General features: G+C 45.1%; 22 protein-coding genes. 5 read left to right on the forward strand and 17 right to left on the reverse strand.

Translation table 11 applies throughout. From position 1 onward, the window contains the following. Window positions 1–111 precede the first annotated feature (111 nt). From QZU58_RS05680 to tig, 8 genes are all read right to left on the reverse strand, one after another. Window positions 112–1,335, reverse strand: coding sequence for an ATP-binding protein (locus tag QZU58_RS05680; protein WP_294495630.1), 1,224 nt, complete (start codon window positions 1,333–1,335; stop codon window positions 112–114). Window positions 1,336–1,409: 74 nt separating this feature from the next. Next, a complete protein-coding gene (locus tag QZU58_RS05685) occupies window positions 1,410–1,652 on the reverse strand; it encodes a type II toxin-antitoxin system RelE/ParE family toxin (RefSeq protein WP_294461035.1) in 243 nt (80 codons plus the stop codon). Then, a complete protein-coding gene (gene relB, locus QZU58_RS05690) occupies window positions 1,649–1,870 on the reverse strand; it encodes a type II toxin-antitoxin system RelB family antitoxin (protein WP_294495632.1) in 222 nt (73 codons plus the stop codon). The genes QZU58_RS05685 and relB overlap by 4 nt, the downstream gene beginning before the upstream one ends. A gap of 209 nt (window positions 1,871–2,079) precedes the next feature. After that, entirely contained in the window at window positions 2,080–2,244 is a 165-nt protein-coding gene (locus QZU58_RS05695) for a hypothetical protein (protein ID WP_294495634.1), read from the reverse strand. A 253-nt stretch (window positions 2,245–2,497) separates the two neighbouring features. Further along, window positions 2,498–5,320, reverse strand: a complete 2,823-nt coding sequence (gene lon, locus QZU58_RS05700) for an endopeptidase La (protein WP_294495636.1) — start codon at window positions 5,318–5,320, stop codon at window positions 2,498–2,500. A 342-nt stretch (window positions 5,321–5,662) separates the two neighbouring features. Next, on the reverse strand, window positions 5,663–6,949 hold the full coding sequence (gene clpX / locus QZU58_RS05705; protein ID WP_294461028.1) for an ATP-dependent protease ATP-binding subunit ClpX: 1,287 nt from the start codon (window positions 6,947–6,949) through the stop codon (window positions 5,663–5,665). Between the two features lie 17 nt (window positions 6,950–6,966). Further along, window positions 6,967–7,581, reverse strand: a complete 615-nt coding sequence (gene clpP / locus QZU58_RS05710; RefSeq protein WP_363174821.1) for an ATP-dependent Clp endopeptidase proteolytic subunit ClpP — start codon at window positions 7,579–7,581, stop codon at window positions 6,967–6,969. A 374-nt stretch (window positions 7,582–7,955) separates the two neighbouring features. Then, on the reverse strand, window positions 7,956–9,233 hold the full coding sequence (tig, locus tag QZU58_RS05715) for a trigger factor (RefSeq protein ID WP_294495638.1): 1,278 nt from the start codon (window positions 9,231–9,233) through the stop codon (window positions 7,956–7,958). Window positions 9,234–9,663: 430 nt separating this feature from the next. Between tig and QZU58_RS05720 the strand changes: the two genes are divergently transcribed. Together QZU58_RS05720 and QZU58_RS05725 are read left to right on the forward strand one after the other, a co-directional pair. Further along, window positions 9,664–10,662: a beta-N-acetylglucosaminidase domain-containing protein gene (locus QZU58_RS05720; protein ID WP_294495640.1), complete on the forward strand. Its 999-nt coding sequence runs from the start codon at window positions 9,664–9,666 to the stop codon at window positions 10,660–10,662. Then, window positions 10,577–10,840, forward strand: coding sequence for a hypothetical protein (locus QZU58_RS05725; protein ID WP_294495642.1), 264 nt, complete (start codon window positions 10,577–10,579; stop codon window positions 10,838–10,840). Before QZU58_RS05720 ends, QZU58_RS05725 begins: the two co-directional genes overlap by 86 nt. A 240-nt stretch (window positions 10,841–11,080) precedes the next feature. Here QZU58_RS05725 and QZU58_RS05730 read toward each other — a convergent pair whose 3' ends face one another. Next, complete coding sequence (locus QZU58_RS05730; protein ID WP_294495644.1) at window positions 11,081–11,494, reverse strand: hypothetical protein; 414 nt, start codon at window positions 11,492–11,494, stop codon at window positions 11,081–11,083. 630 nt (window positions 11,495–12,124) lie between these two features. On the opposite strand from QZU58_RS05730, the gene rnt reads away from it, so the two are divergent. Beyond that, window positions 12,125–12,901: a ribonuclease T gene (gene rnt, locus QZU58_RS05735; RefSeq protein ID WP_294461014.1), complete on the forward strand. Its 777-nt coding sequence runs from the start codon at window positions 12,125–12,127 to the stop codon at window positions 12,899–12,901. Window positions 12,902–13,028: 127 nt separating this feature from the next. Here rnt and QZU58_RS05740 read toward each other — a convergent pair whose 3' ends face one another. The 5 genes from QZU58_RS05740 to budA form a co-directional block, all read right to left on the reverse strand. Continuing rightward, window positions 13,029–13,868, reverse strand: a complete 840-nt coding sequence (locus QZU58_RS05740) for a phosphatase PAP2 family protein (RefSeq protein WP_294495646.1) — start codon at window positions 13,866–13,868, stop codon at window positions 13,029–13,031. A gap of 192 nt (window positions 13,869–14,060) precedes the next feature. Continuing rightward, window positions 14,061–14,978, reverse strand: a complete 918-nt coding sequence (locus QZU58_RS05745) for a Gfo/Idh/MocA family oxidoreductase (protein ID WP_294495648.1) — start codon at window positions 14,976–14,978, stop codon at window positions 14,061–14,063. A gap of 2 nt (window positions 14,979–14,980) precedes the next feature. Then, window positions 14,981–15,493: a cupin domain-containing protein gene (locus QZU58_RS05750; RefSeq protein ID WP_294495650.1), complete on the reverse strand. Its 513-nt coding sequence runs from the start codon at window positions 15,491–15,493 to the stop codon at window positions 14,981–14,983. Between the two features lie 185 nt (window positions 15,494–15,678). Beyond that, window positions 15,679–16,905 carry a sodium/glutamate symporter gene (gene gltS / locus QZU58_RS05755; protein WP_294495652.1) on the reverse strand — a complete coding sequence of 409 codons (1,227 nt, stop codon included), beginning with the start codon at window positions 16,903–16,905 and terminating at the stop codon, window positions 15,679–15,681. A gap of 197 nt (window positions 16,906–17,102) precedes the next feature. After that, complete coding sequence (gene budA, locus QZU58_RS05760; RefSeq protein ID WP_294463537.1) at window positions 17,103–17,948, reverse strand: acetolactate decarboxylase; 846 nt, start codon at window positions 17,946–17,948, stop codon at window positions 17,103–17,105. Between the two features lie 683 nt (window positions 17,949–18,631). Here budA and QZU58_RS05765 point away from each other — a divergent pair. Both QZU58_RS05765 and QZU58_RS05770 read left to right on the forward strand, forming a co-directional pair. Continuing rightward, window positions 18,632–19,078: an Rrf2 family transcriptional regulator gene (locus tag QZU58_RS05765; protein WP_294463223.1), complete on the forward strand. Its 447-nt coding sequence runs from the start codon at window positions 18,632–18,634 to the stop codon at window positions 19,076–19,078. 310 nt (window positions 19,079–19,388) lie between these two features. After that, on the forward strand, window positions 19,389–20,240 hold the full coding sequence (locus QZU58_RS05770; RefSeq protein ID WP_294495654.1) for a DUF3737 family protein: 852 nt from the start codon (window positions 19,389–19,391) through the stop codon (window positions 20,238–20,240). Window positions 20,241–20,325: 85 nt separating this feature from the next. Here QZU58_RS05770 and QZU58_RS05775 read toward each other — a convergent pair whose 3' ends face one another. From QZU58_RS05775 to QZU58_RS05785, 3 genes are all read right to left on the reverse strand, one after another. Continuing rightward, complete coding sequence (locus QZU58_RS05775; protein ID WP_294495655.1) at window positions 20,326–20,817, reverse strand: DUF805 domain-containing protein; 492 nt, start codon at window positions 20,815–20,817, stop codon at window positions 20,326–20,328. A 137-nt stretch (window positions 20,818–20,954) separates the two neighbouring features. Then, on the reverse strand, window positions 20,955–22,532 hold the full coding sequence (locus QZU58_RS05780; protein ID WP_294495656.1) for a TolC family protein: 1,578 nt from the start codon (window positions 22,530–22,532) through the stop codon (window positions 20,955–20,957). 28 nt (window positions 22,533–22,560) lie between these two features. Continuing rightward, window positions 22,561–23,706, reverse strand: coding sequence for an ABC transporter permease (locus QZU58_RS05785; protein ID WP_294495657.1), 1,146 nt, complete (start codon window positions 23,704–23,706; stop codon window positions 22,561–22,563). Window positions 23,707–23,717: the final 11 nt, after the last annotated feature.

Consider the following 23,717-nt stretch of genomic DNA (forward strand, 5'->3'; position numbering starts at 1 on the left):
TATATCTAATGGACTATTTATATGACAGACTCAACAGACATCAAGTGGAATTTCTCCAGTTATACAGACAAAAAAGGTAGAACCTACATCATCTCTTACATCACTCCCGACTTACTTATTAAATTCCATTCTTCTTAATTCTGGAATAGCTCCAAACTTTCCTAATAAGTAGTCATCTTGATTAAAATCAACAACGTCAGGAATATCAACTAAAGAATATAATTGTGATTTGCCATCTTTATCTTTTTCTACAAACCACACTTCTTCTTTTTTCAATACATGATTAGCTAATTGCCACGTATCGTGGGCAGTAAATACCAATTGTGCACGATTTACATTTATTTCTGGATTTTTAAAAGTAATTAAAATGTTTCTAACTAACAAAGGATGCAGTCTAGCATTTAATTCATCAATGAAAAAAACACTACCTTTTTCTAAAACTTCTTTTAAATCAGGGTATAAAGAAAACATCTTCAAAGTTCCAGCTGACTCATATCTGAGAGGGAGTTCAGCCATTTCACTTGAATTATTTTTTTTATGCAAGGTACTTATTTTATAGGCTTTATCACCGTTACCTCTTTCTTCCACATCAATTTTAAAATCCTTTATATGTCCATCAAAAGAGGCCAGAAAATCAACAATATTCTTCTGCTCCTCCTTACTCTCAATAAAGCTAGCACGTACTTTTGTGTCCATGACTATGTTTGTATCAGGAGAGGCAAAATCAGTAAGCTCATTAGCTAAAAACCAATCTCTTATCTCTTTACATTCAGCAATCTTTAATTTTGCACCAAGTGAAACTATTAAAACTTGATCCCAAAGTGCAACTTTTATATTCTGCTGACTATCCTCTTGAATCCCTGATAAATCCAATTCATTTTGCTCACCGCCTCTATAAAAAACTAATGAGTATTCATCCCTGTCTTTATCTTTCTTATTAAGCCACTCTTCAGTAACCTTATATCTATTAACACAGAAACCATAGTTGTATACAGTCTCTGATTCACCATTTGCTATCGAAAAATACACCTCAAATGAGGAATCGTCTTTTGCTGATTCATTATCAAACAAAAAAGGAGTCGGTGCACTGACATTATTGGTTTCATCACCATACATAAAAGAACGAATAACATATCTAGACATGTATACAAAAGCTTGATACAAATTGGATTTTCCGCTGGCATTAGCACCATAAACGGCTGTGACTGGTAAAACCGACTCGTTCCCCAAAGAAAAGAAACTATCTGAAGCATCACTTTTCTTCTGAACAGTGAGATCTAAAATTGCCTCATCTTTAAAAGATCTGAAGTTTTTAAAATTAAACTGAAGTAACATTCCAACATCCCTACCAACCAACTATAAATCCTTATACACTTTCCGCTTTCTATGTAAGGATTTTAAAAAATTATTTATATTTGCAAAAATAAAATTATAACTTTTTCGTCTTTAATTTCAGCTAATATTCTGTAAACACCAATCCTATACCTCCATTGACCGGATTTGTTTGCAACTAAAGCCTTGCCTAGAGGTTCAGGATTCTCACATCCTTCTAAATTTTTCTTCAACCAGGAAGTTATCAGTTTTGCTGTAGTCTTGTCTAACTCTGATAACCGCTTTTTAGCTTTTTGAGTGAAAAGAACTGTATAACTCATGCCAAATCCAAGTCCTTAATAACGTCATCAAGAGTATAAGTAATAGGATCCTTCTTGTATTCAGCATAAACCTTTTCATATTCTTTCAAGTCGAATTCTTCTTCAATATGATCCATAACAATTCTGCGAATCAGTTCTGATACAGTCATTCCACGCATTGATGCATATGATTTAATAATATCAGTATCAACATCGTTTAATCTGAGAGATATAGACATACTGCCTCCTATAAAATATTGTTCTACCTGTATTACATTGTAATACAAGCACTCAATAATTTCAAGAAAGTATCTGATGATATTTGAAACTGAAAACAAACAAAAAAAAACCAGCCAAACTGACTGGGGACAAGGTTATCATATGAGCTAAACAATTTAGTCCAGTAAATAAGAACAGTCTTCCTTGCTTAGCTTGAGATAGGATTTTATTACGGATAATCCCCTTCTGGTGAAGGTATCTGTTTCTTTTTTCTTTCAAATTCCTCAATTGTCAGATTGAGCTCCTGAGCAACCTGCTCTTCACACTTGTCTTTCTTGTATATCACGTATTCAAGTGCCTGCTGAAAACATGACGGCTTCTGTTCAGATCTCACTTTGTGCTCCACATCTCTCATATAATCCAACAACATTTCATAGAAAACTTTCTTGTTTTTGTCTTTTTCCTCAACACCACTATCTTAGCTCCCAGCTCCTTTATCTGCTCGTGCATCTCAAACGGAGCTTTAATCCACATTTTTTCATGCTGGAGGGTAGGCTCCGTGCAGTCTGAATCGTCCCCAAAAAAGCAGCCCCTTTACGCACTGATGTCGTAAAGGGGCCGTCACTCATGATAACTTACGCAATATCCTATGAAATCTCGACGCTGTCGTTATCCAATCCGTCGGTAAACTCTTCGGAAGATCTTGTAAGATCATCTCCGCCGCGGACGAACTCATCCTTTGCTGAAGAAATTCTGTCCTCTGCACCGGCATCCAGCTTATCCTGAGACTTAGTCGTCTTCTTTGCAGGCTTCGATGCGGTTGAAGTCTTCTTCACGCCGGAGCTCTTTTTGACTGTTGTCTTTGCCGCGGAGTCATCCTTCTTAGCCTTGGAGCTGCCGGAGGCTTTGGAGGCCGTTTTCTTCACCGTCTTTTTCTTAGTTACGGCTTTTTCCTTTTCCTCCTCAAATACCTCTCCGAACTCGTTTTCATCATCAGGATTCGGAGGAAGTTCCTCGGACTCATCACCGGCCTTTGGCTTGAACTTCTTTATAGGTCCGCACAAGGCCTCTTTGAACACCTCGGTGATATGCTTAACAGGCACAACGGTGAGAGCCTTCAGGGTTGATTCAGGAACTTCTTCAAGATCCTTTACGTTGCCGTGAGGAATAAGAACCTTCTTTACTCCGCCTCTTACGGCACCGATAAGCTTCTCCTTAACTCCACCGATAGGAAGAACATCTCCGCGAAGGGTGATTTCACCGGTCATGGCAACGTCACCCCTTACCGGAGTTCCGGTAATGGCGCTTATGATGGCGGTACACATTGCGATACCGGCACTAGGTCCGTCCTTCGGAATCGCACCTTCAGGACAGTGGATATGGAAATCATTCTGTCTGAAGTATTTAGGTGTATAGCCAAGTCCGGCAATGTATGAGCGTACAACCGTAAAGGCGGCTGAAATTGATTCTCTCATTACCTCACCGAGCTTACCCGTATAAACCTGCTTACCGAATCCCGGAATGCTTGAGGCCTCAATGGTAAGTATCTCACCGCCGACTGAGGTATACGCAAGACCGTTCACAATACCGACCTTGTTGTCCAGGGTAATGTCAGTATGATCGAACACCCAAGGTCCGAGCATCTTCTTGACGGTTTCCCCGGTAATGTCGATATGGGTAACCTTTCCGGAGCTCAGCATGATTTCCTTAACGGTCTTTCTGCAGAGTCTGCCGATTTCCCTTTCAAGATTACGCACGCCGGCTTCACTGGTGTAGTTTCTTATAAGAGAGAGTATAGCCTCATCGGTAAAGTTGATTTCATCATCCTTCACGTTATTGTCAGTCATCTGCTTAGGAATAAGATGATTTCTGGCAATATGAAGCTTTTCCTCTTCCGTATAGCTGCTCAGATTGATTATTTCCATTCGGTCACGGAGTGCCGGAGGAATGTTCAGACTGTTTGAAGTTGCGACAAACATAACGTCTGACAGGTCAAAATCAACCTCAAGATAGTTATCGGTAAAGCTCTTGTTCTGTTCAGGATCAAGTACCTCAAGCAGCGCTGAGGCCGGATCGCCCCTGTAGCTGTCGGTGGAAATCTTGTCGATCTCATCCAGCAGGAACAGCGGATTCTTAACACCGCACTTCATGAGCTTCTGAATAATCTTGCCCGGAAGAGCGCCGACATATGTACGTCTGTGCCCTCTGATTTCAGCCTCGTCACGCATGCCGCCGAGGGCTACGCGCACATAGGTTCTGCCGGTGGCCTTCGCAATTGACACACCGAGTGAAGTCTTACCCACGCCAGGAGGTCCTACAAGGCAGATAATCGGCGCATGGAGTCTGTCCGCACGGTTCTGTACGGCAAGGTATTCCAGAATTCTTTCCTTAACCTTGTCCAGACCGTAATGATCATGATCCAGAATTTCCTCTGCCCCTTTAAGATCCTTTTTCAGTTCGGAACTCTTGTTCCATGGAAGGGCCAGAATGGTTTCAATATAGTTTCTGCTGATGGCGGCGTCCTGGCTGAATCCCGGCTGCATTGCGAGCTTACGGAGTTCGGCATTACACTTTTCGGCAACGTCATCAGGCATGCCGGCTTCCTTAATCTTGGTACGGAGAACCGCAACCTCGTCCACGTTCTCCTGCAGTCCGTCATCGGCAAAAGACGCATCCTGACCGCCGTCAATCTGTGCCCTGCTGTTCTTCAGGTTCTTAAGCTCCTGCTGGGCAGACTTGAGATGTTCACTCAGGAAATAAATCTTCTGATTGATTTCAATACTTTCCTTTGCCCTGTCACGAATCTGCTCCATCATCTGCTGGTTTTTGGCATCCATAGCCATGACGGTCATAAGAAATTCGGCAAGTTCATTCTCACTCTTTAAGGAAATGTATTCCGCTCTCTGCTTTTCATCAAAGAGAACGGTTGAAGCAATACTGTCACAGAAAAGGGTAAATGAAGGAGCCCCCTCCTCAATTACCTTAATCATTTCTGAATTTATGTGACCGTTATGGCTCATTGCGAACTTCTTGTACTCCATGAGCATGTCCTGACGCACCATGGCCTCGCTTACCATTTCATTGTCATAAGGTACAAGGAAAAGAGGCTTATAGGTGGCAAGCAACTCGAAGTTTGACTCATCCACAAAATCGGTTACACGATTGATGTCGTCGACAGTCACCCTGCCTTTAACACAGACGATGTACGCATGAGAACCGTCACTGAAATTCTCTCTGCTGGAAACGGATGCAAGACAGGCATAGGATTCCTGCAGTTCCTCAACGGAACAGTCCTTCAGAGATTCATCCGGATGATACACCAAAATAAAATCCGTATTCTTTGAGCAGGATTCCTCAAGAATCTTTTCAATTCGCGGATACGGGGTTATCGGCAGCATAGACATTGAGATGACCGGATAACTTAATCCCAATACCGGTATGAACTTGGTTTTCTTTCTTCTTTGAACCATAAACGATTCCTTACTGTCCGTAATTCATTACTGCAAATGAATTTTTATACATGATTAATCATAAAATATAATATACAGTATTTAAATATGGCTGATAATAGCTGATTTCAAGAACGATGCCACATTTTTTACATTCGTTTGTACATTATTCAACCTATCTGACCGGGCTCAGGTTCACGACCGGCCGTTAAAGCCTCAGGCACACGTACCAATCGATGCTGGATTGCATAACAATACATTAAGAAAGAGACAGCCCGTTCCCCTTTTTGCGGAACGGGCTGTCTGACATATCATCACCGAATCATTCCGAAGCAGTTACTCCGGGACGAAACGAAATGAGTCCTATTTTTTAAAGAACTCATCATCCCTAATGAGCACGGGATCCTTGACGCCGTTTACAACATCACCGTCAATGATAACCTTGGCAACCTCGGTACTGGAAGGTAAATCATACATGGTATCAAGAAGCATTGATTCCACGATTGAACGCAGACCTCTGGCACCGGTATGACGCTCCATTGCCTTCTCAGCCATTGCCGTAAGAGCATCAGGAGTGAAATCAAGGGTAACCTTGTTAAGCTTGAACAGTGCCTTGAACTGACGGGTAATCGCATTCTTAGGTTCGGTAAGAACATTGATTAAGGCTTCACGGCTTAATTCATCGAGTGTCGCTATAACCGGCAGACGACCGATGAATTCCGGAATAAGACCGAACTTGGTAAGATCATCAGGCTCAACCTTGGCAATCTTCTCGCTAAGATTAAGCTCATCCTGCTTACCGTAAACGGTAGCATTGAAGCCGATGCCTGAATTCTTTTCAACACGCTTTTCAACAATCTTGTCGATGCCTGCAAATGCACCGCCGCAGATAAACAGAATCTTGGAAGTGTCAACCTGCACGAAATCCTGCTGAGGATGCTTTCTGCCGCCCTGAGGAGGAACGGAAGCAATGGTACCTTCAATAAGCTTGAGCAGAGCCTGCTGCACGCCTTCACCGCTTACGTCTCTGGTGATTGACGGATTGTCTGACTTACGGGAAATCTTGTCGATTTCATCGATAAACACGATACCGCGCTGAGCCTTTTCCACGTCATAATCACAGTTCTGCAGAAGCTTCTGAATAATGTTTTCCACGTCCTCACCCACGTAACCAGCTTCGGTAAGAGTGGTGGCATCAGCCATTGCGAACGGAACATTCAGCAGTCTTGCCAGAGTCTGGGCAAGCAGAGTCTTACCTGAACCGGTAGGACCGATGAGCAGAATATTTGACTTATTGAGTTCAACACCGTCATACTTGTCGTTTACGAGCTGACGCTTGTAGTGATTATAAACCGCAACTGACAGAATCTTCTTGGCTCTTTCCTGACCGATAACGTAATCGTCAAGATGCTCCTTAATCTCATGAGGAGTAGGCAGAGCCTCGAGCTCCTTGGATATATCTCCCTTGCGTTCGTTGGCTTCGGACTTCAGACGGTCCTTGGTGATAATGTCATTACACAGGTCGATACATTCGTTGCAGATGTATACCCCCTGATCAACACCTTTAATCAGCTTCCGTACCTCAAACTGCGACTTGTTGCAGAATGAGCAACGCAACGGTTCGTTCTTGTTATCTTTGTTATTTGACATTTACTAACCTTTTTGAATTATGGGCGCTTGGTAATCACATCGTCAATCAGACCGAAATTCTTTGCTTCTTCGGCTGACATAAAGTTATCCCTGTCTGTGGCCGCAAGAATTTCCTCATAGGTTCTGCCGGTATGCAGAGCCAGCTTTCTGTTCAGTTCTTCCTTGATTCTCAGGGTTTCACGCGCATGGATTTCAATATCGGAAGCCTGTCCCTTGAAACCGCCGAGAGGCTGATGAATCATGATTCTTGAACTTGGAAGAGAATATCTCTTGCCTTTTGCTCCCGCAGTCAGCAGGAAAGAGCCCATTGAACAGGCCTGTCCCATGCACACGGTAACAACGTCCGGTCTGATAAACTGCATGGTATCATAGATACTCATACCTGCGGTTACTACTCCACCAGGTGAATTGATGTACATGTAGATGTCTTTATCGGGATCTTCTGATTCAAGGAAAAGCAGCTGGGCACAAATCAGATTAGCCATGTGATCCTCTACCTCGCCGGTGAGGAATATAATACGATCTTTGAGCAGACGTGAGTAGATATCATAAGATCTCTCACCTTTAGCAGTCTGTTCTATAACATAGGGAACCAGTGTGGACATGGTGGTTGCATCAGTGATTGCGGACATAATCCAATTCCTCTATCAACATTAAATAAATTCTGTCTCGGTAAACGACACGGAGCTTCTCCGCGACCGTAAATATCTGAAGCACAATTATATATGAAAATGTTAAATATTTACACACCACCGACGTTAAAACATCTCACAGCACACATAATAAATACCACATTACTGCACTTTGTCTAAAAATAAAACAGTGGCATAACCCAACTCAAACAGAACCCATGATTCCGTTCACCAGCAAAACCACACCGCGTATCCGCCACGCGGTCAGCTGAGCCGGATCAGAAAATTCCGCCCGCAAATAAAAGACCCGGCATAAGCCGGGTCTGACATTCATAAAATCAACTATGACTCTGCCTCACAGAGGCTAAGGCATATTAGAAGTTATGGTTAACGAGTTCGTAGAAGCTCTTGTTTTCTTCGGTAACCTTGCCCTTTGCGAGAACTTCGTCAACGATCTGTTCGAACATTGCACGGTTACGGATGTTCTGGAGCTGTTCAGGGTTCTTTGCAAGAGCCTTCTTGAATTCTTCAGCCTGATCGTATGCTGAAGCGATTGAATCGATGAATGCATTTACACGTGCTTCGTCAAGGGTAATGCCGTACTTTCTGCATACGGCGCCAACGATGATCTTCTGCTTGATCATGTTTTCGCAAGAAGCCTTTAACTTAGCTTCGTCTGCATTCTTCTGATCCTTCTTAACGTTGTTGAACAGGTTTTCAACTTCTCTTGAAGGTAATTCGATGTTACCGTACTTAGCAACGAGCTTGCCGATAACTTCATCGCTGTTTTCTCTGAACACAACCTGATTAAGTTCGCGTTCCATGTTCTTCTTAACGTCAGCACGGAAAGCTTCAACACCGCCGTCAACGCCGAAGCTCTTAACGAGTTCGTCGTTTAATTCAGCAGGCTTGCGAAGCATTACTTCGTTAACCTTAACCTTGAACAGAACTTCAACACCTGCGAGGTCTTCAGCGTGGTAGTCAGCTGGGAAAGTGATGTTGAATTCGAATTCATCGTTAACCTTGTGACCGATTAACTGATCTTCGAAACCAGGGATCATGCGGCTTGAACCAATGATGATTGGATAGTTGTCAGCCTTGGTCTTGTCGATAGCCTGACCGTCCTTGAAACCTTCGAAGTTGATACGTACGAGATTATCCTTGGCGATTTCAGCTTCTGAAGCTTCCCATGAACCCTGCTGACGGCAGAGGGTATCAATCATCTTGTCGATGTCGGCTTCGGTGATGTTGCCTACAACCTTCTTGAATTCAACGCTTTCAACGCCTTCGGCGAAGTCAACTTCAGGATATACTTCAACTGAGAAGGTATATGCGAAATCATTGCTGATACCGGTATCTTCAATGTTTTCAATTAAAGGCATTGAATCTGCAATATTTTCGATCTTTGCTTCATTAAGAGCCTGGTACATTGACTTGCTGATGATATCATTAACTGATTCATCCTTAATCTGATAGCCGAACTGCTTAATAACTACATCATCAGGTACCTTACCCTTTCTGAAACCAGGGATACGGCTGGTCTTACCGATTTTGCGTACTACGGCATAATATGTCTTCTTGTATTCTTCTGCCGGAATAACAACTTTGATCTTACGATTTAAACCTTCTGATGATTCAACGGAAACTTGCATGTTTTCACCTCAATAATAGTAGTTAAATTTTAAAAACCTTATCAATCAATTTTTAAAATAATTTAAGTATTGCATTCCCGCAACTTTAAAACGGATGTGCGGGAACAAAGTAAACCTTATTAAAAATTACCGCATTATAATGCGACAAACGGGCTCTGTAAACTCAAAAATACCCTCTAACCACCTGACCTGCTTCACAAAAAGAAATATTTGAAAGTTTTTTTCGTAAATATGAACAAGAAATATACACTTATCAAAACAAAAACGTCTTCATAAGCAAATTCAAAACTCCGTCCATGCTTTTTCATACCTTTGCTGATATCATTTTCCGTTAGTGACGGCCTCAGGAATGAGCCGCTCCAATCTTTATTGTTCCCTGATACATAAAGGCAGAAAGCAGCCATTTTCATTTCAGACTCAGGATTCAATCATGACAGCAACAGGTTCACATAACTCACTGAAGAAACAGCAGGATTTTCCCGTCGGCATCATAGAAGGCTTTTTCGGGACCCCGTGGGACATGCGGTCACGCATGACCTTTATCGAAAGGCTTCCCCGCATGGGGCTCAATTTCTACATCTACGCTCCAAAGAACGACCCGTGTCTCAGATCCCGATGGAGTGAGGAATTCACTGCGGAATACACGTCCGCCCTTAAACAGCTTGCCCTAAAGATTAAATCAACGGGCATGAAATTCGGAATCGGCTTTTCTCCGCTCGGGGCAACGGCAGACAGCAGAAAATACCTGCCGGTATTCAGGCGTCAGATAAAGCATCTTGCCGAAGAACTGCATCCTGATTACCTGGCACTGCTCTTTGACGACATGAAAATCTCCCTTGAACATGAAGGCGTCCTGCAGAATATCTTTATAAGAGAATGTCTCGACGTTCTGACTCCGTACGGAATCCGCCTGATTACCTGTTCAAGCTTTTACACCACGGATCCGATTCTCGAAAAGGTGTTCGGAAAAATGCCTGAGTGCTATCATTCCGATTTACTGAAGGGGCTGCCTGACAGCGTTGACTTCTTCTGGACCGGTTCAAAGGTCATCAGCACCGAATATACGGAAAAGGATCTCCTGCTGGCGGCGGAAATTCTCGGACGCAGACCATTCATCTGGGACAACTACCCTGTAAACGACGGCAGAAAGGCAAGCGACTACCTTTACCTAAAGCCGTTCTCCGGCAGAAATCTGATTCCTTCACTTGCCTCAGGAATAGCCGTAAATCCGATGAAACAGACCTTTCTGAATCTCTTTCCTCTTGCCTCCCTGCGAAAGGCTCTGGAAACGGATAACGCCGAACTCATAGCGGAAGCANNNNGGCGGCAGTTTTACGGATTTCATGGGAACATGCACCGAGCTTTTTGCTTCCACTCCGGTAAGCGAAATCACGGACCTGAAAAGAAACGACCTGCTCCGCCTTCTTGATGAAATGCTTCTGGAAAAGAAATCAGCCCTCAGCGGAGCGGTTCCTGCTGACGGCAGCATTACGGATACGGACGTCGGTGAAACGGAAAAAATCCGCAACGAGCTTGCCGAAATAAATGAAATAAAGAATTTCCTTAACGGGAAATACGTCTTTGATCCCGCCTGTCTCACCGGCTAGCCTCTCACGCAGCCGTGAATCCATAAAAAAACGCAGCCGGAAAGCTCCGACTGCGCTTCAGTGCTAAACCCCCATACATTCAGCAGAAAATCGTACGAGTAAAATGCCAATACAATAAAAATTATATTTTCAGACAAACGGGATTATTCCTTTGCAGAAACTCTCCCTTAAATAATTTTCCGCGGAAGCAATACAGGAAGCTAACAATGATCATGTTATACCATCAGGGGCGCCTGTGTCTTATTTATTTGCAAAGTTTTTTGCAAAAGTCACAACCTCTGACTCGTTAACCTTGTCATTGACTGATACGGAATGAATAAGATCATGTCCGTTATCAAGATACAGAACAATGTTAATAGGAGTACCGCCGTCAAAATAGCATCCTGTTCCGATAAGCTTATGAGGATTCATGAGGACACCTTCGCTGCAGCTGAAGGAAGGGATGATTTCAGTAATGTCATTCTCTACGAAAGACTTCTTGCCTTCTGCAGAAAATCTGTTGTAAGACATCAGACCTGAAGTTGAGGCATTGACAATAACAACGGATGCTTTTTCTGAAGAAACTACTTCGTATCCGTCAGGCAAATTCATTTCACCGGCAAAAGAAACTGAGGCCAGCATGCAGCCAACCGCAGAGATTATTATATTTTTCATTACAAACATTCCTTTATTAAACCAAAATAAATTTCAGTTCATTAGATGATTGTCAGAATCATTATAATCGTACCAGCGGGCTCACCGGAGGCCACTGACTGATTCCGATATAATTTTAGTTATTATAAAACACACACTGTAAGACTATCGTGAGACGCAAAATGCGGCATTACCCTGCGGTAATTAAGCATAATACCGTTCCACATATATTCTTAAACCAGTAAAACGTATAATTAAATATACGATTTGCAGATTATAACAGCAAAAATGACAAAATGATCCAATTTTTTATTCCTATGATTCATTTTAATTTGACAAAATTTTTCGCCTATAAAACTTCTGTTTTTACACCGCATGGCTCTGAAGAAGACAGCAGTGTCAGAAAATTTCTGCATAAACCTTATCCTTTTCAGTAAATGCAAATGAATTGTAATTGAAATGCGTATACTGTATCATAGCCTCGTTTCGTGTGATGTTCCGTCATGGTGCCGAAAAGCCGCTGCAACATGTCTCGGGGCACTGCGCTGTAAAGATAGCTGATGCATGCCGGAACGGGTCGTCATGCACGCGGGACGGTGGCGGCAAAACCTACCGTCCCAAAATACGCAATAATAAATCAAAGGCAGAAGCATGTCAGAAAGTATAGTATCTGAAAATAACGCCAGCATTCAGGATATATCACAGAGATTCAGGGGCTACTACCCTGTAGTGGTAGATGTGGAAACGGCCGGATTTGATCCCAAAACCAGTGCCCTTCTGGAAGTGGCATTCTGTACCTTAAAGATTAATGAAAACGGGGATTTTGAAAAGGATGAACTGATTCACTGTAATCTGAAACCATTCCCTAATTCAGTGATCGAAGAGGCCAACATACGTTTTCTGGGGATTGATCCGTTTGATCCTGAAAGAAAGGCCGTGGATGAAAAAACAGGGCTGCTCCCGATTTTAAAGCAGCTAAGCAAGAAGGTTAAGGCAGCAGGCTGCAAAAGAGCTGTTCTCATCGGTCATAATGCTCATTTTGACCACTCCTTCATAATGGCTGCCGCTGAAAGACTCAAATACAAGCGCAATCCGTTCCACCCTTTTACGGTTATTGATACCGCAACCCTTGCCTCACTGTTTTTGGGTCACTCGGTTCTCTCCGTGGCCTGCGATTCAGCAGGCATTCCGTTTGAGGCTGACAGTGCCCACGATGCCGCATACGATACGGACAGGGAAGCGGAACTCTTCTGCTACTTCGTAAACAAATTCAGACGTCTTGGCGGATGGCCTTTAAGCGGAGAGGATCTTGAACGTTCAAACGAAGCAAGAACCAAATACGACAACAGAAACACCGTAACTGAAAACAGTGCGGAAAAAAAGAACGCCGACGAACAGGCTCCTCAGGCTGAGAATGCACGGAACTGATATTCCGTTTCCGTGTTAATTATGATCGAGGAGTAAAAAAACGCCTCGCCGAATAAATATGAAATCCCGGCACCCGCAGTATGTTGTGGCGGTATGCCGGGATTTATTTTTATGCTTTATCCGGAATCTATCTGGACCTTATTCTGGACTTTTTCTGTTCCCCTGACACTTTGGCAAACTCCTCCTTGGCTTCAGCAAGAGCCTTATTGAAGTTATCCAGAGTATGAAGCTCAGCCACAATATAGGATGCGAGAGTACGCCCCCAGTCAACGTCGGACTGCCAGTGGAAACCGCAGATAACCCTGTTCTGTCCCATTCTGAGTCCGGTTTCAAGAATCTGATTGCTTCGTTTCGGATTGATTTCGGTAAGGATCAGAGCCACACCCCAGCCATAGGTTGAGTACCCTGACGGGTATGAACCGTCCCTTTCATGCTTAAGATCTTCATCAGGAGTAGAACACGTACGATCGTCGAAATACACAAAAGGACGCTTGCGCTTGTAATACCGCTTTGCATTGTTACCCGGTTCCAGGAAGTCCCCAAGAGAGTTCTCAATAAGGTACACCAGCTTAGGAGTGGTGCTTCTGCTCATTTTGATTCCCATGGCGGAAGAAAAGAATTCGGCAACTGATTCTCCGTCGATCTTGGTAGCATTCTTTGCCTCTTCCCAAACTCTTGTTCCCCTGTATTTTTTCATGTTCTCACGATAAACATCCTTGTCTATCTCAAAACGCTTGGAGTTTTCTGCCGGAGGTGCCGGGAGAAGCATAATGGCATCAGCGTAATCGCTTTTCGGGGAAGCGGCGAATGACGGATATTTTGACTTGTTCTTATATCTTGAATCCGTACCGGCCACATCATAGCCCACACTGTTTCTGGACACATTTTTTCCCGTATCCGCAGAGGCCGCCTGCCCAAAAGCAAGCACTGCTACAGTCAAAAGACATAAAAAACGATGTTTCTGCATGAACATTTCCCCTTTAGAACGCGTACATAAAAGCATGCACAAAATTACAAGAGATACTGTAATTCTAACGTACCCATCTCTCCCCTTAAAGGAAAGGTTTCAGTAAACTCACAGACTGTCACAAAAACAGTGCAGGTTGTGCACTGTTACGTGACGGAGAACAAATCCCAGAAATCAGCCTAAAATCCGTAATTACCGTGAGTTCTTCAGGCAATTCAGAATATTCTCGACAATCATAGCCTTCTTAAGACAGAATGCACCTGCCTTAAGCGTATCATCCATACTCTGCTCATGAGAGAAATAACGCAGGATGCAGTCAATGGAATTCCTGTTAGCCGTATACCAGGGATCCTCCTCGGGCCAGTATTCGCCGGAAACAGGCTTGCCGTTGAACATAACAGGAAGATAGTGCCAGTTTGAGCCTAAGGTAAATCCTCCTGAAAGAACCAGTTCATCGGATCCCTTCACCGTCACTCTGTGCCTTATTCCCTTAATGGAATCCTCCTTTCTGCAGACGATGCAGATTTCGGTTCCACCTGAAGATTCAGCCAGAACTGACGTCTCGGAGGTTCTCACGGCAGATACAATGTCAGGAACGGCATGAACCATAAGAGCCACAGGATGTGAAACGGTCTCAAAAAACATTTCCTCCGTACTCATTCCCTCGTTCAAGGGAAGGTTATAGAGACATTCTATTTCAATTCTCCTGAGCTTTCCCATGCCTTTAAGTTTTTCGTAAAACACACCGATATCCCGTAAAAACGGATATGCATAGTTAAAAAAGATGTCGTCACGAAGTCCGTCATACATGTCAGGAGCAGCAGTAAAACCGAGAACAGGCTTCTCACAGATAACGGCGCAGCCGAGCTTCATCACCTTTCTCAAAACCTCATTGTGATGTTTAGCCGGAACAACTACCGAAACCACGTCAACCTTAAGATTCTGAAGTTCATCAGCCGAGGAATATCTTAAAGGGATCCCGTACATGTCCCCGACCTTATTACAGTAATCATAATCCGCGTCGACAACAGCTACCACATCATGTCCGAGAGCCCTGTATGCGTTTATGTGCACATGCCCCCAATGCAATCCTATAACAGCAACTCTCATAATCATCCGGCCCTCACAATAATCGCCAGAAATCTGACACCTTCGGAACCGGCTTTCGCATAGTGACTCATGCCGGCCGAGATGCGGTGCAGATCACCGGCCTTAAGCTCCTTACCGTAAACAGAACCGTTTTTGTCACGGCATTCCACAAAAATTTTCCCATCAAGGATGTAGTAGTATTCCTCCGTATCATAATGGGTATGCAGACCGAGAGAAGCATTCGGTTCAAGACGGCTTTCAATAATCGCATTAAGATTACCGTTAAAGGAAAAATGTTCTGCGGTTCCGGGCTGTTCGGAGGTAATCCATTTGCAGAAATTCAGCCCGGCACCGTGTCTCGGGTCACCTTCGGGAAAATCCCGGTTCTCATGGGAATTTCGGTACACGACCTTTGCCATGCCTGAGCCTTTTTTGAAATAGTGTCCGTCATCGGCATCAGTTCCTGAATATACGGAAGAATCTGAAGAATGGAATACGGAACCGTCCCTATACCCGTCATTATTGATGTCATTCATGGCTCTCAACCTCTCATAACAGGACATTTCTGAACAAAAGTACGGACTGAATGGAAAAATCACGGTTCAATCCGTCAGAATTAATTTATGTAACATCCACCAGAGCTTCATCTTCCGGAAATACATGTACAAATAGTGTCATTTAATTCATCATACTGTACTATCACCGCAGGTAATGCAAATCGTTACAGCACATGCAGGAAGCCGGTTATTATTATGGCGTTGACAAAATCGATAATCAGGGAACCGACTATTGATACCACGAAAAACGCCCTCGAAGCCTCACCGTAATAGGATGACAGCGTGGCCATATTGGCCAGGGCATTCGGAGTAGCCCCCATTCCGAAACCGCACTGACCGCAGCACAGCACTGCAGACTCATATGACTTTCCCATTATTCTGAACGTCACAAAATAAACAAACAGTACCAGCACGATGCACTGAACAAACAGCGTTGCCACTATCGGCAGTGCCAGACTCTTAAGATCCCACAGATGGAGATTCATCAGCGCAAATGCCAGGAAATACTGCAGAGCCAGACCGCCACAGACCCTGACAGCATGATCCGGGACCGGACGCCTGAACAAATCGGCAATGTTTCGGATGAAGCACGCAACAACCATTGGTCCGAGATATGCGGGAAGCACAATTCCCAATGCACTCAGTTCTCTCATGATAAGGCTGCCGCAGGCTATTGCCGTAAATATGCAAATCAGGGCAACACCGAGAGAATCCTCATGAAGAAGCTTTATCTCTTCCACGGGAGCACCTACCGAAGCAGAATCATCGTCCTTTTCATTTTGACAGTCAGCTTTGTCCGCATATGTCCTGATTCCGTGTCTCTTTATTATGAACTTTCCGAGAGGACCGCCAATGAGAGATCCTGAAATAAGACCGAAGGTGGCACATGTAACGGCAGCCGACACCGCACCTGCAAGCCCCGCCTTTTCCAGCTCAACACCGAACGCCGCAGAAGTACCGTGACCTCCGATAAGGGAAATCGAACCAGTTGCAAGTCCCAGAAGAGGGTTCTCGTGAAAAAGCCATGCCATGCCGACACCTGTAAAATTTTGACAGAATATGAGCAGAACGGTACATACGGCAAAAAGGAGCACCTCTTTACCTCCCCTGAGGAGCAGCTTAAACGAAGCCATGTAACCAATCGACGTGAAGAACATCATCATCGTCAGATCCTTCAGCTGACCGTCAAAGGAAAATTCGACGTTAAAGTATTCATGGGCAAAGAAAACAAGTGTGGCAAAAAAGATTCCGCCAATAACCGGTTCCGGAATAAAAAACTTACGGAGAAACGGAAGCATCCTTTTGAAGAGATAGCCGGCAATAAGAACCAGTGTGGCACAGATAAGGGAGGACATCATGTCCAGAGAATAGCTTGAGGCAGGTATGTTCATGTGTTTGCCTAAAAAATTATGTACTGAATGAGAACATGAAACAGACGTGTAAACATGTGACCGGCTATAATTATACGGTCAGTCCGGTAAAACGTTAAACATTATTCTTAATTTTACCATACGGATAAGAAATGCCGCACCGGCCCGCCCCACGAATACGGAACGGACGGACCGGATGTGCGGCATGTATGGAATTATCAGTCCTTCGAACCGGTTTCGGTTACCCTGATGGCCTCATCAACGTTCTTTTCAAGATTCATCTTCTGGTAATCACCGTCCTTCGGCATGATCATCCGGAATTCATCAGCCACGTCAATTCCGGCAACGGCACTGTCAAAGCTTACGTCCATGACGTGACCGCCTTTGGATCGGTCTTCAGTAATGAAATGGAAATGCCACCCCGCAGCATTAAGCTTATCCATGAATCCCGGGAAATACATGCCTACGATAGTGCCACGCTGATTCCTGAATGAGAACTCAATCTGATCCCGTGCCATAACCTCGTCAAGAGGAATGTACGGCTTCTTCTGCGCCCTTTCACTTCTCGCCTTCACGTATGGGAACTCACCGGTTATTCTGACTGTATAGAAAAGATTCTTTCCGTGGGAAGAAACAAAAGCATCCAGAGAATCCTTCAGTTCAGCCATGCTGCCGATATTCTTCAGCTCAATGGAGGCATCCTCCTCGAAGAACGTGACATTTGAAAACGGTACGGTTTCGGAATCCGGAGGTAAAACCACGGTTCCGTCACTGACGGCCTGATACACGGTTCCGTCAAGAACAATCATTTCACCGTTCACTCCCTGAAATGTTCCCAGACCGATGTTGCCGTGTTTTCTGAGATCACCGACGGTTATGACGCCGTCATAATAGCCCTGAATAAGAGAATGAAGCTGTGCAACCTGATAGACGGTATCATTACCGGCACTGCAGTCTTCGGAATCAGCATATGCCCCGTTCTGACTGGAACATGCAGAAAAACAGAAACATGAAGCCATTAAACACAGTCCGGGCAGTCCGGCTCTGATAAAATTCATTTTCATAGGCATCTCCTTACTTATCACGAAATGAAACGGCGGCAAAGGATTCAGACTTGTTCTATGTCTTCCCTTCCATGTTCCACTGCCGTTAAAAATAATAATAACACCGTGCCTGCACGGTTAATGTTATGTACATAAAATAACCGGTAGTTATTATTCTGAAATACGTTTTATGCGATGCAGAGCATGAAATACAGACATACAGACGGATCCCGGTCAATCATGCCGGCGGCAGCCGGGAAGGAAAAACATGCCCGAGAGACTCATTTATCAGCAACATTGAGCCGCTGAAGGCTTCGGTTCGACGGGAACCTGCCTTCAGGCCTTACGGGGCAACGATTCAGATACAGAAAAAAACAACCCCCTGAACAATTTCCTGAAATGTGTCCGTTAATTACCTTAATTCTGATAGGAAATAATCTAAAATATGGATTTACCTCCGAATTCACAAAATCTTAACTTGTAAATTCCTATCTATTAATAGTAATATTACCTGACGTTTTTTTAATAATAATAATAAACAATATTTTAAGAATAATAAGAATAATTTATTTATATTCTTTTGTTATACTTATATTATAAACATATAAAAATTTTTACTATAAATTACCATATGATTTAAAACATATTATTTTAGTATGTATTAACTCTATGAGAAAACACATTTCAAGACATAAGGAGTCAGTATGAAGATTTCAACCAAAGGCAGATATGCACTTCGTCTCATGATTGAGCTGGCAAAATTTGACCAGACAACACCGGTTCGTCTCAAGGAACTGGCAGAAAGACAAAACATATCTGAAAAATACGCCGAACAGATAATCGGCCTGATGCGTCGCGGCGGCGTGGTTAATGCCAAAAGAGGCACACAGGGCGGCTACGAGCTGGCAAAAAATCCAAAAGACATTAGCGTCGGAACCATTCTCAGACTGACCGAAGGAGATCTTTCCCCCGTACCGTGTCTGGAAAACAACGGTATTCCGTGTGAAAGAAAATACTCCTGTGCGACATATCATCTCTGGGAAAAGCTTAATCAGAGCATTAACGATGTGGTTGACAACACCTCCATTGCGGATCTGGCCGAAATCGACCGCATTAACCTGAATGAGATGATGATGGGAGCAGGCATCTGATCCCTACATAACACAAGGACAGAGACCTGACATTTTCAGTCTGATGTGCATTCGGCACAGTTTTTCATCACCTACCCCATGCTCAGGTCTTTCCAACCCTGTCCGTACGTTACTTCCGCCTCCCGGCTTACGCCATTCCCTTCTGCTCATCCGTCTGTCTGAAAACGGCTCCCGGTCAGACGCTCTGCATCTTACTGCAGTTTCCTGATTTTTTCCTTATCATGAGGAATATAAGAAGGTACCAAGAGTTCCGACAAAATGACAAAATAGTTATATAATTAAGAGATAAACTAAACATTCAGGAGCAGACATGACAAAAATTATAAATCAGGAGCTCTTAACCGGTGAAAGAGCCCTGTTCCAGGCAAAAGACCTCGAAATCATAAACTCAACCTTTGCGGACGGAGAATCCCCGCTCAAGGAAGCGTCAGACATATCCCTCAGAAATTCCTTCTTTAAATGGAAGTATCCCATGTGGTACGGCCGGAGATTCAGCCTGAAGAACTGTACCCTTTTTGATACCGCAAGAGCCGGCATATGGTATACGGACGGCATTGACATGACCGACTGCATCATCGAGGCACCCAAGACATTCAGAAGAAGCTCTAACATCCGTCTTAACGGCGTGTCGATTCCCAATGCCGATGAAACACTGTGGCACTGTCGCGACGTTATTATGAACAGGGTTCATGCCAAAGGAAACTACTTTGCCATGAACAGTGAAAACATGGAAATCAGTGACTTTGAGCTGTTAGGCAACTACTCGTTTGACGGAGCCAGAAATATAGTCATCGACAATGCCCGCATGCTGTCCAAGGATTCATTCTGGAATGCCGAGAACGTGGAGGTGAGAAACTCCTTCATTTCGGGAGAATACATAGGCTGGAACGCCAAAAACGTAAAGTTCATAAACTGCGTCATTGAAAGTCTGCAGGGCTTCTGCTACATGGATAACGTCATTCTTGAAGACTGCACCCTGCTTAACACCAACCTGGCTTTCGAGTACTCAACGGTGGAAGCGGAAATAAACAGTGTCATCGACAGTATCAAGAATCCGATTTCCGGCAGAATAAAGGCTGAGGACATCAGGAAAATCATTTTTGATGATCCGGCAAGATCCGACAGATCACGCACCGAAATCATAACAGGAAAAAAGGAATAGAATACCGCATTCCGGATGGACAACCGGTCTCCGCCGGTTTTCCGCAGCCACGGGTTTCCCCGTGGCGCACTCCGGCACGGCCGTGCTATGCCAGCGGATCAACACCGTATTTATTGGCCTTCGGAGTTCCCCTGAAGCAGAAGCAGAACATCAGAAGCAGAGTGTACAGGAACCCGAGATACGGGATAAACACCGGAAGCACCCAGAGTCCGCTCCTATCCTTATCGTGAAGTCTTCTGACCGCAACCGCCACCACGGAAATATTTAAGACATATTCAATAATCATGACCACAATGTTATTGGTCAGCAGGTGCGGAATAAGCGGAATCACCAGTATCCATACAACAAGCATGTACCACCAGAACTCTGATCTGCAGGCCCGGCCCCTGATTATGAAGAGCTTGTTTATGCAGGTCTTCAGGGCATCAATAACCGAATATCCGCGATTGTGTCCGGGACTTCTTATAAAATTGACGTTAAAGATGCCGAGTCCGGGATCCCTGTGGGAGACAAATCCGTAATCCCCGTAGTGATCATCAAAATCCGCATCCCTGGCGCCGTTATTCTGCTGATTCATGTTAATTCTCCGGATACTGTCATTTATAGCCATGATTTCATTGTACGACTTTTTTTAGCATTCAGCCAAAACTGCGGCCTGTTTACACGATTTTTAAGGAAGCCGTCACTAATACGGAGACACTGCACACACGGCGTTTACCGTATGAAGGTATAATCCGCTTTTCCTTCGTCCGCCTCTGCAGCGCCATGGATGCCTGCTTCCTTTCCTGCGGGATAATCCCACCCGCCGCCGAGAGCCTTGTAAAGATCTATCAGTCTGACTATTCTGTTGAACTCCGTCTCGCAGATTTTTTCATCAAAGGAAATAATCCTGTTCTTTGCCTCAATCTTTTTATCAAATTCAGCCATGCCGTATTTAAAGAGCTTATCCGCATCAGCAAGCAGCTTTTCCGCTTCCGCCCGCCCCTTCTTCAGCTTTTCGGCCCTTTCTCCAAGCCTCATAACCCCGTAATATCCGTCATCAACCTCTTTAAGAGCTTTCAGAATCAGCCCGTCATATTCGGCAAGCGCCGCCTTCATGGAGGCGTTTTCAGCCTCTATGCGAGCCCTGATTCTTCCGTTTGTAAATACAGGCACGGATACGGATCCGGTAATGAATCCGACACCGAAGTCAATGTCGGGTCTTGAGTGCATCTCTATTCTGCCGAGCTGTCCCAGAAAGCTTATCTCGAAGCGGGGATACAGGTCGGCCATGGCGGCTGCCGTCATGGAAGCCGCCGCATTCACCTCATTTCTTTTAGAAAGGAGGTCCGGACGTCGCAGCAGAAGCTCTCCGGGAACAGCTCCGGCCGGAGGAAGCGGGATCTTTCCGGGCAGACCTCCGGGCATTTTTTCAGGACTGAACGACTGCGGAGGCTCTCCTGCAAGAACGGCAACGGCCCTGACTGCCGAAGCCGCGGCATCGTCAAGAACCGAAAGCTGAGCCTCCATGTCCGTTATCCCCGCATCTATGTCAGTCAGGTCATACATCGTGGCCTGTCCGGCACTGAATCTGCCCGCCGCATAGCTGCGAAGCCTCTTAAGGTTTGATATGCCGTCGTTAAGCACTGTCTTTCTTTCCCGGAGATACAGTATCTCGAAATACTTGCGGGCAAGCAGTGCGGTAACTGAAGTTCTGACGGCATTAACAGCATCCTGAGCCGCCAGAGCCCTGTATCTTGCGGCGTCAAGCTTACTCTGCTTCTCACCGAAGAGATCAGGCTCCCAGGAAGCCTGAAGACCTGCCATAAGTACGGACTGACTGTCCGTGGAATCGTACCTTCTGCCTGAGGATTCCACATCGCTCCGCCCGCCGGCACCCATGCCGTGAAGAACAGCCGAAGGTCCGAGATCCGCTTCGCTGATACCGGCCTCATGCAGAGCCTGACCGTACCTCATTCGCGCCGTTCTGATGTCCGTGTTACTGATAACAGCCTTTTCAATCAGATAACTGAGATAATCATCATTAAAAAGACGCCACCACTCGTTAAGCTCCTTTTCATTCATTTCTCCCGGAATAAAGCCCTCATAACTGTCAGGAATGGTCACCTCAGGGGTATTGTCAACGGAAAGCGGCGCACAGCCCGCGGAGCAGAATGACAGGGCCGTTCCGATAATGAGTTCCGACAGAAGGAGACATCCACGGTTTCCATCTGATGCACGCGGATTTCGTCCGCCGCGTTTCCGGCATTCACGGATTTCTTCCTTCAAAATAATGTCATTGCCATTTCTCATGATAAATTCCTCTCTGTCGAAGCCTGTCCTACTGTCTGGACAGCATCGATTTAAACCGGGAAAGAGCCAGTATCAGAAAGAACAGGCCCTGTCCGAGCATGATGAGCAGCCGGCGGTATACGTCCTCAAGCCCCGACCCACGGTGCACCACATCCTGAACAAATGACACGAACTGTGCGGTCGGTGATATCTGAATTATCTTCTGCATGGTCTCAGGCATGCTCTCCACGGGACTGGTGGCACCGGCAAGGAGGTATACCAGCATGTATACGGGAATGCAGAGAAGCCCGAACTGTGGCATTGACGGAGCCAGAACCGCAAGAAAAATTCCGAGGGACGCAAAGCTCAGCACGTATATCAGCATTCCTGACACCAGCAGTCCTATGTTGCCTTCTATCGGCACTCCCAGCCAGGTATGCACGATGCACCAGAGTGAAACCAGAGCCAGCAGCACAATGACGGAGCCGTTGGCACAGACCTTGGCAATGGCTATTTCCGAAGCGGAAACAGGCATCACCAGAAGGTGCTCGATCGTCCCCCTTTCCTTTTCGCGAATAACCGCAGCTCCGGAAAGCATGAGCGTCAGCAGGGTGAGATTGCCGATAATCTGTACCACGCCCATCTGCCAGATGGCTGAGGAATTGGGATTGAACATCACGTTTATGACGGGCTCGGCCTTCAGAACGGCGGGCTCCGCCGGACTCTGTCCGGTTCTGCCGTAATCAGTCGCCGATTTGCCGAGCTCATCCGCAAGAACCGAGCTCAGGTACCCTGTTCCCGTTCCCGCAAGAGTCATGGCCGTGGCATCAACCAGAATCTGAATGCGGGGATTTCTGCCGTCAAGATAATCCTTTTCGTAGTTAGGGGGAATGTCGAGCACAAAATAATAATCACCGAGATCCATGTGACGCTGCACGGCATCGTCGGAAACCGACTCAGGGATCTTGAAGTGCGGAGGTCTTACCGCATCCCTAAGTCTCAGAGACAGTGCGGAAACATCATGATCCGCAACGGCCACGGGAGCGTTTCGGACCTCCTGGCTGGCACCTTTGGCTGCCACCACAACTGCCACAGTAAAGAAATAAACCATAAGTGCGACCAGAATGAGGTCACTAAGGAGACTCTTTACCTCCTTGAGGCTCAGAATGAAGATGTTGGACAGCCAGATGTACATATTCCCGTGCC

The sequence above is a fragment of the uncultured Ruminobacter sp. genome (assembly GCA_902764345.1).
GTDB lineage: Bacteria > Pseudomonadota > Gammaproteobacteria > Enterobacterales > Succinivibrionaceae > Ruminobacter.

Coding starts and splice junctions, on each gene's coding strand:
- tig (WP_294495638.1), bottom strand. CDS start 9,233: ATGCAAGTTTCCGTTGAATCATCAGAAGGTTTAAATCGTAAGATCAAA.
- lon (WP_294495636.1), bottom strand. CDS start 5,320: ATGGTTCAAAGAAGAAAGAAAACCAAGTTCATACCGGTATTGGGATTA.
- rnt (WP_294461014.1), top strand. CDS start 12,125: ATGTCAGAAAGTATAGTATCTGAAAATAACGCCAGCATTCAGGATATA.
- QZU58_RS05765 (WP_294463223.1), top strand. CDS start 18,632: ATGAAGATTTCAACCAAAGGCAGATATGCACTTCGTCTCATGATTGAG.
- QZU58_RS05685 (WP_294461035.1), bottom strand. CDS start 1,652: ATGAGTTATACAGTTCTTTTCACTCAAAAAGCTAAAAAGCGGTTATCA.
- QZU58_RS05770 (WP_294495654.1), top strand. CDS start 19,389: ATGACAAAAATTATAAATCAGGAGCTCTTAACCGGTGAAAGAGCCCTG.
- clpP (WP_363174821.1), bottom strand. CDS start 7,581: ATGTCCGCAATCACTGATGCAACCACCATGTCCACACTGGTTCCCTAT.
- QZU58_RS05740 (WP_294495646.1), bottom strand. CDS start 13,868: ATGCAGAAACATCGTTTTTTATGTCTTTTGACTGTAGCAGTGCTTGCT.
- QZU58_RS05775 (WP_294495655.1), bottom strand. CDS start 20,817: ATGAATCAGCAGAATAACGGCGCCAGGGATGCGGATTTTGATGATCAC.
- relB (WP_294495632.1), bottom strand. CDS start 1,870: ATGTCTATATCTCTCAGATTAAACGATGTTGATACTGATATTATTAAA.
- QZU58_RS05750 (WP_294495650.1), bottom strand. CDS start 15,493: ATGAATGACATCAATAATGACGGGTATAGGGACGGTTCCGTATTCCAT.
- gltS (WP_294495652.1), bottom strand. CDS start 16,905: ATGAACATACCTGCCTCAAGCTATTCTCTGGACATGATGTCCTCCCTT.
- QZU58_RS05745 (WP_294495648.1), bottom strand. CDS start 14,978: ATGAGAGTTGCTGTTATAGGATTGCATTGGGGGCATGTGCACATAAAC.
- QZU58_RS05725 (WP_294495642.1), top strand. CDS start 10,577: ATGGGAACATGCACCGAGCTTTTTGCTTCCACTCCGGTAAGCGAAATC.
- QZU58_RS05730 (WP_294495644.1), bottom strand. CDS start 11,494: ATGAAAAATATAATAATCTCTGCGGTTGGCTGCATGCTGGCCTCAGTT.
- QZU58_RS05680 (WP_294495630.1), bottom strand. CDS start 1,335: ATGTTACTTCAGTTTAATTTTAAAAACTTCAGATCTTTTAAAGATGAG.
- clpX (WP_294461028.1), bottom strand. CDS start 6,949: ATGTCAAATAACAAAGATAACAAGAACGAACCGTTGCGTTGCTCATTC.
- QZU58_RS05785 (WP_294495657.1), bottom strand. CDS start 23,706: ATGTACATCTGGCTGTCCAACATCTTCATTCTGAGCCTCAAGGAGGTA.
- budA (WP_294463537.1), bottom strand. CDS start 17,948: ATGAAAATGAATTTTATCAGAGCCGGACTGCCCGGACTGTGTTTAATG.
- QZU58_RS05780 (WP_294495656.1), bottom strand. CDS start 22,532: ATGAGAAATGGCAATGACATTATTTTGAAGGAAGAAATCCGTGAATGC.